This is a genomic window from Kribbella sp. CA-245084, assembly GCF_050942355.1.
In the GTDB taxonomy this organism is placed as follows: domain Bacteria; phylum Actinomycetota; class Actinomycetes; order Propionibacteriales; family Kribbellaceae; genus Kribbella.
In genome coordinates, this window is sequence record NZ_CP192053.1 from 1,130,997 (window position 1) to 1,144,329 (window position 13,333).

Annotated in this window: 13 protein-coding genes; 7 read left to right on the forward strand and 6 right to left on the reverse strand. The window is 67.4% G+C overall.

Annotation, left to right across the window (positions count from 1 at the left end; translation table 11 throughout):
* Positions 1-206 precede the first annotated feature (206 nt).
* Complete coding sequence (locus tag ACQPYH_RS05685; protein WP_371407056.1) at positions 207-503, reverse strand: metal-sensitive transcriptional regulator; 297 nt, start codon at positions 501-503, stop codon at positions 207-209.
* Between the two features lie 655 nt (positions 504-1,158).
* Between ACQPYH_RS05685 and ACQPYH_RS05690 the strand changes: the two genes are divergently transcribed.
* The 4 genes from ACQPYH_RS05690 (at position 1,159) to ACQPYH_RS05705 (ending at position 4,216) form a co-directional block, all read left to right on the forward strand.
* Positions 1,159-1,629: a DUF1348 family protein gene (locus ACQPYH_RS05690; RefSeq protein ID WP_432887592.1), complete on the forward strand. Its 471-nt coding sequence runs from the start codon at positions 1,159-1,161 to the stop codon at positions 1,627-1,629.
* A gap of 681 nt (positions 1,630-2,310) precedes the next feature.
* Positions 2,311-3,231, forward strand: coding sequence for an ABC transporter ATP-binding protein (locus ACQPYH_RS05695; RefSeq protein ID WP_432887595.1), 921 nt, complete (start codon positions 2,311-2,313; stop codon positions 3,229-3,231).
* Positions 3,231-3,752: a hypothetical protein gene (locus ACQPYH_RS05700; protein ID WP_432887598.1), complete on the forward strand. Its 522-nt coding sequence runs from the start codon at positions 3,231-3,233 to the stop codon at positions 3,750-3,752. The genes ACQPYH_RS05695 and ACQPYH_RS05700 overlap by 1 nt, the downstream gene beginning before the upstream one ends.
* A complete protein-coding gene (locus ACQPYH_RS05705; protein ID WP_432887601.1) occupies positions 3,734-4,216 on the forward strand; it encodes a hypothetical protein in 483 nt (160 codons plus the stop codon). The genes ACQPYH_RS05700 and ACQPYH_RS05705 overlap by 19 nt, the downstream gene beginning before the upstream one ends.
* Here the strand turns inward: ACQPYH_RS05705 and ACQPYH_RS05710 are convergent.
* On the reverse strand, positions 4,209-6,719 hold the full coding sequence (locus tag ACQPYH_RS05710) for a YfhO family protein (protein ID WP_432887604.1): 2,511 nt from the start codon (positions 6,717-6,719) through the stop codon (positions 4,209-4,211). The two genes, ACQPYH_RS05705 and ACQPYH_RS05710, sit on opposite strands and share 8 nt — an antisense overlap.
* Before the next feature lie 33 nt (positions 6,720-6,752).
* On the opposite strand from ACQPYH_RS05710, the gene ACQPYH_RS05715 reads away from it, so the two are divergent.
* Positions 6,753-7,745, forward strand: coding sequence for a glycosyltransferase family 2 protein (locus tag ACQPYH_RS05715; RefSeq protein WP_432887606.1), 993 nt, complete (start codon positions 6,753-6,755; stop codon positions 7,743-7,745).
* 19 nt (positions 7,746-7,764) lie between these two features.
* Here ACQPYH_RS05715 and ACQPYH_RS05720 read toward each other — a convergent pair whose 3' ends face one another.
* The gene (locus ACQPYH_RS05720) at positions 7,765-8,844 is read right to left on the reverse strand and encodes an ABC transporter ATP-binding protein (RefSeq protein ID WP_432887608.1); all 1,080 of its coding nucleotides are present in this window, start codon (positions 8,842-8,844) and stop codon (positions 7,765-7,767) included.
* Between the two features lie 222 nt (positions 8,845-9,066).
* On the opposite strand from ACQPYH_RS05720, the gene ACQPYH_RS05725 reads away from it, so the two are divergent.
* Positions 9,067-10,086: a LacI family DNA-binding transcriptional regulator gene (locus ACQPYH_RS05725; protein ID WP_432887611.1), complete on the forward strand. Its 1,020-nt coding sequence runs from the start codon at positions 9,067-9,069 to the stop codon at positions 10,084-10,086.
* Positions 10,087-10,206: 120 nt separating this feature from the next.
* On the opposite strand, the gene snpA is transcribed toward ACQPYH_RS05725, so the two are convergent.
* Entirely contained in the window at positions 10,207-10,899 is a 693-nt protein-coding gene (snpA, locus tag ACQPYH_RS05730) for a snapalysin (protein ID WP_432887614.1), read from the reverse strand.
* Positions 10,900-11,062: 163 nt separating this feature from the next.
* Positions 11,063-11,935: an alpha/beta fold hydrolase gene (locus ACQPYH_RS05735; protein WP_432887616.1), complete on the reverse strand. Its 873-nt coding sequence runs from the start codon at positions 11,933-11,935 to the stop codon at positions 11,063-11,065.
* 52 nt (positions 11,936-11,987) lie between these two features.
* On the opposite strand from ACQPYH_RS05735, the gene ACQPYH_RS05740 reads away from it, so the two are divergent.
* Positions 11,988-12,569, forward strand: coding sequence for a TetR/AcrR family transcriptional regulator (locus ACQPYH_RS05740; RefSeq protein ID WP_432887619.1), 582 nt, complete (start codon positions 11,988-11,990; stop codon positions 12,567-12,569).
* On the opposite strand, the gene soxR is transcribed toward ACQPYH_RS05740, so the two are convergent.
* Positions 12,564-13,040 carry a redox-sensitive transcriptional activator SoxR gene (gene soxR / locus ACQPYH_RS05745; RefSeq protein ID WP_130446382.1) on the reverse strand — a complete coding sequence of 159 codons (477 nt, stop codon included), beginning with the start codon at positions 13,038-13,040 and terminating at the stop codon, positions 12,564-12,566. The genes ACQPYH_RS05740 and soxR overlap by 6 nt on opposite strands.
* Positions 13,041-13,333: the final 293 nt, after the last annotated feature.

Here is a 13,333-nt window from a genome sequence, read left to right on the forward strand (position 1 = left end):
TCAGGCGGGCGATTGCTTGGGTGGTTAGCTAAGAATCAGGCGGGCGATCGCGTCGGGTGATCCAGCTACGAACGAGGCTGGCGATCGCATCGGGTGATCAGCTACCAACCAGGCGTGGGCCGGCGCCAGATCCGGCACCCCGCTCGGCGGCGGGCGATCGCGTCCAGTGGTCAGCTACGAATCAGGCGGGCGATCGCGTCGGGTGATCAGCTACGAACGAGGCGGGCGATCGCGTCGGAGGCCTCGCGGACCTTCTCCTCGGCCTCGGGACCACCCTTCTGCGCGGCCTCGACCACGCAGTGCGAGAGGTGCTCGTCGAGCAGCTCGAGCGAGAACGACTGCAACGCCTTCGTGGCCGCCGACACCTGGGTCAGGATGTCGATGCAGTACTTGTCCTCCTCGACCATCCGCTGCAGACCGCGAATCTGCCCCTCGATCCGCCGCAGCCGCTTCAGGTGGCTGGTCTTCTCAGCGGTGTATCCGTGTACGTGCTCGTCGGTCATCTCAAACTCCTCAGCTACCCCTCGGGGGTATGTCGACATCCCGAAGTTACCCCCTCTGGGTATCCAATGCAAGTCCTGCGACATACCTGGTAGGGGTATTTCCCACGCGTGCTCCGCAGGCGCTCGCTTCGTCGCTGCGCTCCTCACCGCACCTGCTCTGCACGCTCCCACCCACCCTCCGGCTGCCGCCGGCGTTTCCTCCGGCTCATCGCCGGGGTGGCGAGCTGCCGCTCGCGGCGACTACTTGGTGGAGCTGTTTCGTTGAGGTGGGCGTGGTGGGGTGGTGAAGGTGGTTCGTCCCACGCGTGGTTACGCGGACGCTTTCCTCGTCGCTCCGCTCCTCACGCGCCGGCTTCGCCCGCTCCCACCCTCCGGCTGCCGCCGGGGTGGCGAGCTGCCGCTCGCGTGACTGCTAAGTGGATCTGATTCGTCGAGCGGGCCGCGATGGCTGGTGGAGCTGGTTTGTCCCATCCGCCGGCAGTGGGTGGGCTGAGGGGCGCTGGTTAGCCCAAGCGGTGACGGGATCTGGCCCGCGGGCTCAGCAACCTCCGCTCCACCACAGCACGCACTGACCGCGGGCGGCGGGGTGCGTAGACCGGGTGGGGGATTTGATCCAAGATTGAACGGGAATTGTTGGCTACCTAAGGAGCTGCTTGTGAACTCGCGTCCGCCATTGCCCCCGTTCACGCGCGAGACCGCCGTCCAGAAGGTCCGTGCGGCGGAGAACGCGTGGAACAAGCAGGATCCGGAGGCGGTATCGCTCGCCTACACGCCGGACACCTATTGGCGGAACCGGGACGTCTTCGTGAACGGACGGGCCGAGGTCGTCGAGTTCCTGACCCAGAAGTGGGCGCGCGAGCTGGACTACCGGCTGATCAAGGAGCTGTGGGCGTTCACCGACGACCGCATCGCCGTGCGGTTCGTCTACGAGTCGCACGATGCAGACGGTCAGCGGTACCGCTCGCACGGCAACGAGAACTGGGAGTTCGACGAGAACGGCCTGATGCGGGTGCGCCGCGCCAGCATCAACGACCAGGCGATGGCGGAGTCCGACCGCCTGTTCCACTGGGACGCACCGGGGCCGCGGCCAGACGACCACCCGGGCCTCACTGAACTGGGCCTCTGAGCCCTAACGCTGCCAAACGGGCATAAAATTGCTGTAGCCCAGGGCAATAGCCCTTGGGAAGTGGACCCGGCAGCCTTCCGGACGGTTGGTGAGCCGGGTTTCGCGCGTTCAGAGCTCGATCAGCTCGCAATACGGCGTGACCCACCGCCACTCCCCACTCTTGGCCCACGACCGGGCAATCGCGTCAGGGACCCCACAGCAGCGGATCCAGATGCGGCGCACGCCAGGGCGGACACCTCGACCACCCGCCACGTCCGACCGCGACGATTCAGGTCCACTAAGCAGTCCCCGCGAGCGGCAGCTCGCCACTCCGACGATAGTCGGCAAATGTCGGCGGCAGCCGACGGGCGGGTGGGAGCGGGCGAAGCGGGCGCGGTGAGGAGCATCGCGACGAGGCAAGCGCCTGCGTAGCGCGCGTGGGGCGGACCACCTCCACCACCCACATGCTCGGTCAGGCGAAGCAGCTCCACCAAGCAGTCGCCGCGAGCGGCAGCTCGCCATCCCGGCGATGAGCCGGAGGACACGCCGGCGCCAGCCGGAGGGTGGGCGGGAGCGGGCGAAGCGGGCGCGGTGAGGAGCATCGCGACGAGGCAAGCGCCTGCGTAGTGCGCGTGGGGGAACCACCAGCACACGAACAAAGCTGTCACGCTGTGCGTCTGTTCACTGACGAAAGGGGTGTGGATGTCCGACGTGGCCGTCAGTACGCGTGGGTTGCGTAAGACGTACCGGACTCGCCGGGGTCGCAAGGTGGTCGCGGTCCAGGGGCTCGATCTCGAAGTACCGACCGGGGGCGTGCACGGCTTCCTAGGGCCGAACGGCTCCGGCAAGACGACCTCGATCCGGATGTTGCTTGGGCTTGTGCGGGCCGATGCGGGCACGATGACGGTGTTCGGCAAGACGGTGCCGGCGCAGCTGCCCGAGGTGGTCGGGCGGATCGGTGCGATCGTCGAGTCGCCGAAGTTCTTCCCGGCGTTCACCGGCCGGAAGAATCTCGAACTGCTCGCTGAGGCGATCGGCGCCCCGAGGACGCGCGTCGGCGAAGTACTCGAGCAGACCTCATTGGGTGAACGCGGCAACGACCGCTTCCGTTCGTACTCGCTCGGCATGAAGCAGCGCCTCGCGATTGCCGCCACGCTGTTGAAGGAGCCCGACCTGCTGATCTTCGACGAGCCGACCAACGGCCTCGACCCGGCCGGCATCAGGGAGATCCGAGAGACCATGCGCGGCCTCGGTGACCAGGGCAAGACGGTCCTGGTCAGCAGCCACATCCTGGCCGAGGTCGAGCAGGTCGCGGACACGGTCTCGATCATCGGCCACGGCCGGCTCCTCGCTTCCGGAACAGTTGCCGAGGTCATCGGCGGCAGTACGGCGCCGACAGTGAAGGTTGCTATAGGCAACCACGAGGCTGCGACCCGGATCCTCACCGCAGCCGGCATGACCGTGCGGGCCGACGGCAACTACCTGCTCGTCGAAGGTGCGCCCGATCCGGCGGACGTGACGCGTCGCCTCGCCCACCAGGAGCTGTACGTGTCGGAGCTGGTCCCGGTCCGCGCCGACCTGGAGTCCGTGTTCCTCGAGCTGACCGAGGGTGAGGGGCTGTGATGATCCGACTCACCAAGGTCGAGCTCCGCCGTCTGTCTGCTCGTCGGCTCACGTTGATCGGCGTCGCCGGACTCTTGCTGATCACTGCGCTGCTGCTCGTAGCGACCTGGTTCGACGCGCGACCGCTGTCCGCGGCCGAACAGCAGCAGGCTGAGCGACAGTTCCAGCTGGCGCACGAGGACTGGGTCGACCACGCCGCCGAGAACCGCGCGCAATGCGAGGAGGACTGGAAGACCCAGCCCGACCCGAAGCCGACGGTCGACGACATGTGCTCCTACCCGGAGCCCAAGCTGGAGGACTACGGCAAGCCGCCGACGGTGTTCGCCCAGATCATGCCGGATCTGCTGCAAGGATCGTCGTACTTCCTCGCCTTCGCCGCGTTCCTGATCGGGGCCAGCTTCCTCGGCGCCGAGTTCAGTTCCGGTGCTATCGGCAACTGGTTGACGTTCGAGCCGCGCCGGCTCCGGGTCTACGGCAGCAAGCTGCGGCCGCGACCGGGTTCGTGCCGATCGCCGCGGTAGTGCTCGCGGTCGTGCTACTGGGCACGTTCCTGATCGTCGACCACCTAGGTGACACGGCCGGTACGACGACCAAGACCTGGGGAGATCTCAGCGCGATCGGCGGCCGTGCCGTGGTGACGACCGCGCTCGCGGCAGCCCTCGGGTGCGTGGTCGGCCTGCTGTTGCGGCACACGGCGGCGGCGATCGGCGTGGTGATGGGGTACCTCGTCCTCGTCGAGGGCGTGTTCGCGGCGTTTCTGGCCAAGGCCCAGCCGTGGCTGGTGAAGATCAACTTCGACGCCTTCGTCCGCCACGACGCGCAGTACTACGTGACCGAGTGCAAGACCGGCAACGACGGCAGCTACATCTGCGACTACGTCCAGAAGACGCTCTCGTTCGAGCACGGCGCCTGGTACCTGGCGACTCTGGCCGTGGTCATGGTGCTGCTCGGCGGGTGGGTGTTCCACCGCCGCGACGTCAACTAGCGACGCGTCGCCGCCGTCGGAGCGCGCCGAGGAGCACGATCCCGAGCGTGAGTACGGCGGCGGCCCCGCCGATCGCCAGTCCACGACGCAGCCCCGGCGGTACGAAGGTGCAGTCGATCCGGTCGGCACTACCCGTCAGCGGCACAGCAATCAGCCCGCCGTAATCCCGCGGCACCGCAGCCTTGCCGCCACCGACCGAGCACATCCACCCGTCGATCTTCGGTACGGCGACCACGGCGTACCCCGTGCTGCCGGGGCGCAGCGTCGCGTGCAGGGAATGACCGCCGGCCTCCACATCGGTCGCTCCGCTTTCGCGCAGCCGCCGGATCGCCTTCGCCAACTCTTGGTGGTTGAGGCATCCGATCGCGTTAGAAGGCGGGATGCCCTGCGGGTCGTCGCCGAAGTTGAGCTCGATCAGCACCACCCCGGTCTTCGGCACGGAGCCGAGGGCGACCATCGCGCTGCTCGTGTTGATCCCCGGCCGCCGCGTCGCGCTCAGCTCGTGCCACTGCCCATCAGCCAGCCGAGCCCGTCCGCCGACCCGCGGCATGAACAGGTACGCCGACGTACCAGGGGTGCAGGCTGCGACCAGCTTGACGTCGCCGGTCTCGAAGCGCGTCCCCTTGTACTTCGGGACTTCGTACACCGTGCTCCCGAGCAACCGCTCCTGGATCTCATACGCGTTCGGCGCATCAGTGTCGACGAAAGTCGGGGCACCGAGCCGTCGCCGTACCGTCACGAGCGGCGGCGCATCGGAGCGGGTGATGTTCGGTTGCCCGGTGCCGACCAGCCGCATCCGGGCGCCGACCGTGAAGATCGCGTCGGTGACCGGGTTGTCGAGAGTGAGCGACGCGCGACCGTACCCCGACCAGCCGAATCCGAGACTCGTCAGCAGCTCGTTGGTCGAGTGCGGCAACAGACTGCTGTACAGGCCGGCGCCTTGCCCGCCCAGCAACATCGGGTCGTTCGGCGTGATCGACGTACCAGGCTCAGTCCGGTACGCAGGCCATCGCCCGGCGGCCCGGAGCGCGTCGTACCGTGCTGTCTGCTTGTCGTCCCAGGCCGCGGCCGAAGCGCCGAGGATCTTGCCGCGGTACTGGTCGGTGATGACCGCGGTCCAGGTCGTCTCCACGGCCACAACCGCGAGCAGTACGGCGAATGCCGCTGCCACCGGCCACTTGACCCGCCGCGTGGCCGGGAACCGGCGCAGTGTCCAGATGATGCCGAACGCAACCAAAGTCACGGCTCCGGACACGATCAGGACCGTCAGCGAGTGATCGCTGAGCAACGGGCTCCTGTTGGACACCACGGCGATCACCACGAGCAGCGCGGCCCCGCCCAGCAAGGCGATCGGGCCGGGCAGCTTGTGCGAGACCGAGATCCAGGCAAGCACGACGATCACGCCGCAGAGCACGAACGCCTCGCGGTACTGGCTGCCGTTCGGGGTGTCGAACGCGTGCCAGAACTCCTGTGTGGGCGGCCACCTGAAGGACAACGTGATCAGGACGGTCGTGATCACCCAGACGAGCTTGGTCAACCACGGCACGAACTTGTTGAACGGCATCGTCAGTGCGAGCAGCAGGGCAACGGTTCCGACGTACAGGCTCGCCGTCCGGCCGACGCCCTCGGTCAACGGCAGCAGGCGGGACAGGAAGACGTCCAGCGCGGACGGGTGGAAGATCCCGGACGGTGACGGCGTTGCGGCGCGGTTCGTCATGATGATCGGTAGCAGGATGGGCGCGACCAAGGCCATGCCGAGCACGAACGAGATACCGTGCCGCACGATCGCCCGCAGCCGCAGCGACCATCTGAGGTCGCTGGTGAGCAACCGGGCGAGCAGGTAGATCCCACCCGCGATCGTTGCCATGTAGGCGGTGTAGAAGTTGGACAGCCAGAACAGGCCGACCACCAGCACACTGAGCAGCCGGTTGGTCCGGCGCAGTGACCACTCCGCGACCATGAAGAACATCGGCAGGGCGATCAGGCCGTCGAGCCACATCGGCACGTACGATCCGTCGTCGAGCGCCCAGCCGCAGACGCCGTACGAGACACCTAGCATGGCGGCAACCCAGCGGGGTCCTGGACGCATCTTCATCAGTAGGGCGGCCATTGCGGCCGCGGCCAGGCTCAGCTTCAGGGTGGTGATGACGTAGACGGCCAGGTCGATCTGATGGCGGGGGAACAACCCCACGAGCAGGGACAATGGGCTGCCGAGATCGACGCCGAGGTCGGCCAGGAAGCCGACCCCGAACGCGCTCTGCCAGTTGAACAGCAGGTCACCCTGGGCCTGCCCGTGCAGGACGTCCCACAGGTGGGCGAAGAAGGGGATGTACTGCGTGCCAAGATCGTTGGTACTGCGCGACAGCGAACCGAAGGGATAGGTACCGCGGATGATGCCGGAGGTGGCGAACACCGCCGCCACGACGACGAAGGCGACGACGGCAGCGAGCAGCGCCGAACGTCGCCGTACTGCCCCTGGTGATTCGCCGTCCTCTGAGGCCACCGACCGTCCCCTTGCCCTTCCTGGAAGTTGCGCATGAGCCCGATAACGCGCCTGAGCCTAGTGGTGCCGTGTTACAACGAGGTCGAGGTGGTCAACCGGTTCCACGAGGCGCTCAGCCGTGAACTGTCTGCCTCCGGCCGGCCGTACGAGATCGTGTACGTCGACGACGGCAGTAGTGATGGGACGCTTGAGGCCCTCGTGGGGTTGGCAGCCACCGACGAGTCGGTCCGATATCTGTCCTTCAGCCGCAACTTCGGCAAGGAATCCGCGATGCTGGCCGGCCTGCGGTACGCCTCCGGCGACGCCATCGTGATCATGGACGCCGACCTGCAGCACCCGCCGGAACTGATCGGCCGGATGCTCGAGGAGCACGAGCGTGGTTTCGACCAGGTCATCGCCCGGCGGAACCGCACCGGCGACCCGGCCACCCGCACCTTGTTCGCGCGGGCGTACTACTGGCTGATCAACAAATGGGCCGATGTAGAGCTGACGGACGGGGTCGGAGACTTCCGGCTGTTGTCGCGGCGCGCGGTCGACGGGCTGCTGGAGCTGAACGAGTACAACCGCTTCTCGAAAGGGCTGTTCGCCTGGATCGGGTTCGAGTCGATCCTGTTCGAGTACGACAACGTGAAGGCGGCGCCGGACCGGAAGAGCCGATGGACGTTCCGGCGACTGCTGGAGTACGGGCTCGACGGGCTGCTGTCGTTCAACAACAAGCCGCTGCGGATGGCGATCTACGTCGGCCTGCTGCTGACCGCGGTCGCGGCCGGGTACGCGATCTGGGTGCTGGTGGCCGCGCTCCTGCACGGGGTCGACATGCCCGGGTACGTCACGCTGATCGCGGCGATCACCGGGCTCGGCGGCCTGCAGATGGTCATGCTCGGTGTGATCGGCGAGTACATCGGCCGGATCTACTACGAGACCAAGAAACGCCCGCACTACCTGCTCAAGCAGACCAACATGAACCCGGTGGACCGGCTGGACAAACCACCGGCCCCGGGCGGACGAACCACCCGAGGCCGGTAGGCGAAACGACTGCTGACGATCAGGCGGTGAGCCGCTCGTCGGTGGAGGTGGAGAACAGGTGCAGCTTGTCCGGCACCGCCGCGAGGCGGATGGTCGAACCCTTCTCGACCGGCATCCGGGCGTCGATCCGGGCGACGATCTGCTGGTGCTCGTCGTTGTGCTCCGCGGTGCCGTACAGGTACGCGTCGGCGCCGAGCTCCTCGACCACGGCCACCTTGACCGGAAGGCCGTCGTCGGCGACCTTGAAGGCCTCCGGACGAACACCGACGGTCAGGGTCTTGTCGCTGCCGGCCTTGGCCAGCACCGCACGCTCGATCGGGATCACGTAGTCGCCGACCTTGGCGCCGGTCTCGGTGATCTCGGCCTCGATCAGGTTCATTGCCGGGGAACCGATGAAGCCCGCGACGAACTTGTTCTTCGGGTTGTCGTACAGGTTCAGCGGGGTGTCGACCTGCTGGAGCAGACCGTCCTTGAGGACGGCCACCCGGTCGCCCATCGTCATGGCCTCGACCTGGTCGTGCGTGACGTACACGGTTGTGACACCGAGACGCTGCTGCAGCTCGGCGATCTGCGTACGGGTCTGCACCCGCAGCTTGGCGTCGAGGTTCGACAGCGGCTCGTCCATCAGGAAGACCTGCGGGTTACGCACGATCGCGCGACCCATCGCGACACGCTGACGCTGACCACCGGAGAGGGCCTTCGGCTTGCGCTCGAGGTACTCCTCCAGGCCGAGCAGCTTGGCGGCCTCCATCACGCGCTTGGCGCGGTCTTCCTTGGACACGCCCTGCATCTTCAGCGCGAAGCCCATGTTGTCGGCGACCGACATGTGCGGGTACAGAGCGTAGTTCTGGAACACCATCGCGATGTCCCGCTCTTTCGGCGGACGGTGCGTGACGTCGCGGTCGCCGATGTAGATCGAACCCTCGTTGACCTCTTCGAGGCCGGCGAGCATCCGCAGAGAGGTGGACTTGCCGCAACCCGACGGGCCGACGAGCACCATGAACTCGCCGTCCTCGATCTCGAGGTTGAGCTTGTCGACGGCGGGGGTGTCGCCGCCCGGGTAGATCCGGGTTGCCGACTTGAACGAAACAGTAGCCATGACTGATCTTTCCCTTCACCGGCAGGAACGTGCCGGACGATCCGAGTAAAGGCACCCCCTGGCGGGGGAGTCCGCCTATCCTCGCCTGGCCCGCTCGTCCTGACAAGGTATGCGGCGTGTGACGTGTCCGTTCTGTTCACGTTGTGGACACCTATGCACATCCTGCAAGTTCTTGCAGGATCTTGCTGAAATGTCAGGCGTGGGCTGGGTACAGTGCCGCTCGTGAGCAGCAGAGCGCGGCTGGCGGATATCGCGGCCAAGGCGGGGGTCAGTGAGGCGACGGTCTCGCGGGTACTGAACGGCAAGCCGGGGGTGGCGGACGAGACGAAACAGTCCGTCCTGACCGCGCTCGACGTGCTGGGGTTCGAACGGCCGACCCGGTTGCGGCGGCGGTCGGCGGGGCTGATCGGGCTGGTGATGCCCGAGCTGATCAACCCGATCTTCCCGGCGTTCGCCCAGGTGATCGAGTCCGCGCTGTCGCAGCGCGGCTTCACCCCGGTGCTCTGCACGCAGTCACCCTCCGGAGCCACGGAGGAGGAGTACGTCGAGATGCTGCTCGAGCGCGGCGTCTCCGGAATCATCTTCGTCTCCGGGCTGCACGCCGACACCGGCGCGGACCACGCCCGGTACCAGGCGCTGGTGGAGCGGCGGCTGCCGGTGGTCTTCGTGAACGGCTGGCTGCCGTCGGTCGAGGCGCCGTTCGTGTCGTCGGACGAGTACGCCGCGATGGAGCTGGCCGTCGCGCATCTCGTGGCCCTCGGCCATCGCCGGATCGGGTTCGCGTCCGGGCCGGAGCGGTTCATCGTCGTACAGCGGAAACTCGCCGGGTACCGGACCTCGATGAAGGCGCAGCTGGGGGTGTCGGACGACGACATCGATCCGATGGTCGCGCTGAGCATGTTCGGCGTCGAGGGCGGCGAGGCAGCGGGTCGGCAGTTGCTCGATGCGCACGTCACCGCGGTCGTCTGCGGCTCCGACATGATGGCGCTCGGCGTCATCCGGGCCGCCCGCCAGCGCGGCCTCGCCGTACCGGGTGGCTTCTCGGTGGTCGGCTACGACGACGCCCCGATGATGGAGTTCACCGATCCGCCGATGACCACGATCCGCCAACCGGTGCAGGCGATGGGGCTTGCCGCGGTGCAGTCCTTGCTAGAAGAGGTCCGCGGCCACGCCACGCCCCACACCGAGTTCCTGTTCCGCCCCGAACTGGTCGTCCGCGGCTCCACAGGCCCGGCCCGCTGAGGGTTGTTTGTGCACCCACCAACCATTCTCCGGGGCGGAAAGTGGTTGGTGGGTGCACAAAGCAGGCTCCGGCCCGGAAGCCGTCCCCTGCCGGGCGGCTCCGGGCCGGAGGTTGGGGAGTTACTTGGAGGTGTGGAAGGCGGCCTTGCCTGCGGCGGCGAAGCCGTTGGCCCACAGCGAGTTGACCTTCGAGCGCTCGGTCGAGTCCGGGTACGGGTTGGTGCAGGACGGGCCGGGGCCGCCGCCGGACATCAGCTCGGAGCACGGGCCGGAGTAGTGGTCGGGCAGACCGAGGACGTGGCCGGTCTCGTGCGCCACGATGCGGGTCTGGTCGTACTCCTGGGACTGGGCGTAGTCGATGAAGACGTAGCCGCTGCCGTGGCCGTCGGTGGACGCGTACGAACCGCGCGGGTCGTTGCCCTCGGTGTAGTAGAAGTCGTAGTTGCTGCCCTCGACGAGCTTCACGTTGCTGACGCTCGAGTTCCAGATCGACGAGCTGGACGCGATCTGGGACGCGTAGGTCGGCGCGTCGACGGCGTACGTGACCGTGACGGCGGTGACCTTGCGGCCGGACTTGGCCTGCTGGGCCATCTTGGCGCGGGCGGACTTCATCACGGCGTCGTAGAACGCCTTGGTGGCGGCTTCGTCCTGCGGCGAGCCGACGTACGCCGCGCGGGTGGCGGCGGTGGAGACGTGCGAGCTGTGCGAATCAGGGGCGGGCGCGGCAGTCGAGGGGGACGCTGCCAACGCGGGCACGGCCAGCGCGGCGGCGGCAAGCCCCGCGAGACTGGTCAGGATACGGCGATGCGACATGGAGGGCCTCACTCCGAATCGGTGGCGGATAGCGACGGGCGGATTACCGATCGCCACCATCGGATGCTCCCAAGCGCCCAGGAATTCCGCATCACATCGCAGAAAACCCAGGGGATAACCCGCGAATCACGATCGCCGTTCTATGTCGGCCATAGCTCCCGGCCTATGAGTGTTCGAGCAGGAACGCGCGCAGGTCGGCGGCGATGTCGGCGGGGTGCTCACCGCTGATCGCGTGCGAGGCGTCCGGATAGAACGCGACGGTCTTCGTGCGCAAGGCCCTCTCCGCAGTACTGCGGGCTGTCGCCGGGCGATGCATCACCGAGCGACCGGCGATGATCGCGAGCACCGGCATCGGGAGCGCGGCCAGCTGCTCTTCGGTGATCCGGCGTGGTTGCGGCTGACGGATCGTGTAGTTCTTCATGCCGGACTCGATCATGTCCGCGACCGGCACGTGTTCCACCGGCTTGCCGCCTGCCGTGTACGAGTTGAACCGGTCCCGCCATGACCGCGGCAGCCACTTCACCGCAGCAGGCAGCGACCTCAACACCGTCCCAAGCGGTATTCCGTCGTACACGTTGACCGCATCCAGCGTCGTGACAGTCGCAACGCGCTCCGGCCGCCGCACGGCGAGATTCATCGCAGTCCAGCCGCCGATCGACAGCCCGAGCAGGTTGAAGCGCTCCTCCGGCAGGGCTTCGAGCGTCTGGTCCAGCCAGGCCGCCTTGTCCTCATCGGAGGTGATCGGCGCGGTCTGCACACTCATCCCCGGCTCACCGAGTAGGTCGATCGCGTAGACATCGGTGATCGCCAGCAGATGCTTCAAGGAGTCAGCCCAGACCGGCGTGCCGGACGACGTGCCGGGCAAAAGCACCAGCGGCTCCGATCCCGCAGCGCCCGCGAACCGGTACACCCGCACCTCGCCGTACTCGGTCCTCACGTCACGGACAGCTGCCGGTGCCGGCAAGTCCTGCATCGCGGCGTCGTATTTACCCCGATAGTCATCGCGTCCGGCTTGGCTGTTCCAGTCGCCGATCATTCCATCTCCTAACCGCTTGGTAGGTAATCCCACCATACGGTAAGTTGAGCGCATGCCTTCAGCGCGTGGCCGGAATCTCACCTTCACCGAGGAAGCGCGCCGGGCGCAGCTGATCGACGTCACGACCGAGCTGGTCGCCGACCACGGGTACGCCGCGACGTCGCTCGGGCGGATTGCCGAGGGGGCCGGGATCACCAAGGCGGGTGTGCTCTATCACTTCGCGTCGAAGCAGGCCCTGGTCGAGGCTGCTCATGCGCGGGTGCTGTCGGAGCTGGTGGAGGCGGTCGGGGCGGCGGTGGATGCTGCGGGGCCGGCCGACGCGCCGGCGGCGTACATCCGGTCGATGGTCGGGCATCTGCGGGAGCGGCCGCGGCATGTGCGGATGATCGTCGAGGCGATGACGTCGGTCGCGCCGCTGGCAGATTCGAAGGCGCGGTGGTCGGCGGTGGCGGACCTGATCGCCGCGGCCCGGGACGCGCGCGGACTCACCGGGGAGGTCGATCTCCGGTCCGCGGCGCTGGTGATCGGTGGCGGGATCGACGCGATCGTGTCCGAGTCGCTGGGTGATCCGGCGTACGACGCAGCAGCCGCCGCCGAGCTACTCGTCGGGGTTGTGGAGCGTGGGTTGTTATGACTCGCCGGGGATGCCGACGTTGAGGAGGCGGGCGCCAGGGCCTCGGGTGGCCAGGCGGTCCTCCTTGTTGTAGAGGTTGCAGCGCTGGAGGCTGAGGCAGCCGCAGCCGATACAGGTGTCGAGGTCGTCGCGGAGGCGCTCGAGCTCGGCGATCCGTTCGTCGAGGCGGCTGCGCCACGTCTTCGACAGCTTGCTCCAGTCGGCGCGCGTCGGCGTCCGGTCCTCGGGGAGCGAATCCAGCGCGCCCTTGATCTCCGCGAGCGCCAGACCGACCCGCTGGGCCGCCTGCACGAACGCGATCCGCCGCAGCGTGCTCCGCTGGTACTGACGCTGGTTGCCGGCCGTACGCCGGGACGCGATCAGGCCCTGGTCCTCGTAGAACCGCAATGCCGACGCGGCCACCCCGGACCGATGTGCGATCTCCCCGATCGAGAGCCAGTGCTCCTTGCTGGGGACGTTCTCCTCCGCCATACCGCCACCCTAGGACGGCGTTCCAAGAACTCAACCACGCTTGAACTGTGCCGGGTGGATGCCGGGAGCACCAGTCGGGTGGGTGGTCTGGTCATCGGCGGCGTGGTCAGGGGCGCCGTCACGATCGGTTATACTTTTCTCGTGTCGGTGCGCGTCGTCGCGTCACCAGAGATGTTCTAGGCGCTCCGACCCGTCGGTTTCGGCATCCTGCTGAAGATCCGGCGACATGGGTGCAACGCGATAGCACCCGCAGGTCGATGCCCGTCTCCTGCTGAGCACGTTGTCCGGTCATG

What these genes read in the sequence shown, in the direction of transcription:
- ACQPYH_RS05720 (WP_432887608.1), bottom strand. Translation starts at nt 8,844, where the DNA reads ATGGCTACTGTTTCGTTCAAGTCGGCAACCCGGATCTACCCGGGCGGC.
- ACQPYH_RS05685 (WP_371407056.1), bottom strand. Translation starts at nt 503, where the DNA reads ATGACCGACGAGCACGTACACGGATACACCGCTGAGAAGACCAGCCAC.
- soxR (WP_130446382.1), bottom strand. Translation starts at nt 13,040, where the DNA reads ATGGCGGAGGAGAACGTCCCCAGCAAGGAGCACTGGCTCTCGATCGGG.
- ACQPYH_RS05695 (WP_432887595.1), top strand. Translation starts at nt 2,311, where the DNA reads ATGTCCGACGTGGCCGTCAGTACGCGTGGGTTGCGTAAGACGTACCGG.
- ACQPYH_RS05740 (WP_432887619.1), top strand. Translation starts at nt 11,988, where the DNA reads ATGCCTTCAGCGCGTGGCCGGAATCTCACCTTCACCGAGGAAGCGCGC.
- ACQPYH_RS05700 (WP_432887598.1), top strand. Translation starts at nt 3,231, where the DNA reads ATGATCCGACTCACCAAGGTCGAGCTCCGCCGTCTGTCTGCTCGTCGG.
- snpA (WP_432887614.1), bottom strand. Translation starts at nt 10,899, where the DNA reads ATGTCGCATCGCCGTATCCTGACCAGTCTCGCGGGGCTTGCCGCCGCC.
- ACQPYH_RS05715 (WP_432887606.1), top strand. Translation starts at nt 6,753, where the DNA reads ATGAGCCCGATAACGCGCCTGAGCCTAGTGGTGCCGTGTTACAACGAG.
- ACQPYH_RS05735 (WP_432887616.1), bottom strand. Translation starts at nt 11,935, where the DNA reads ATGATCGGCGACTGGAACAGCCAAGCCGGACGCGATGACTATCGGGGT.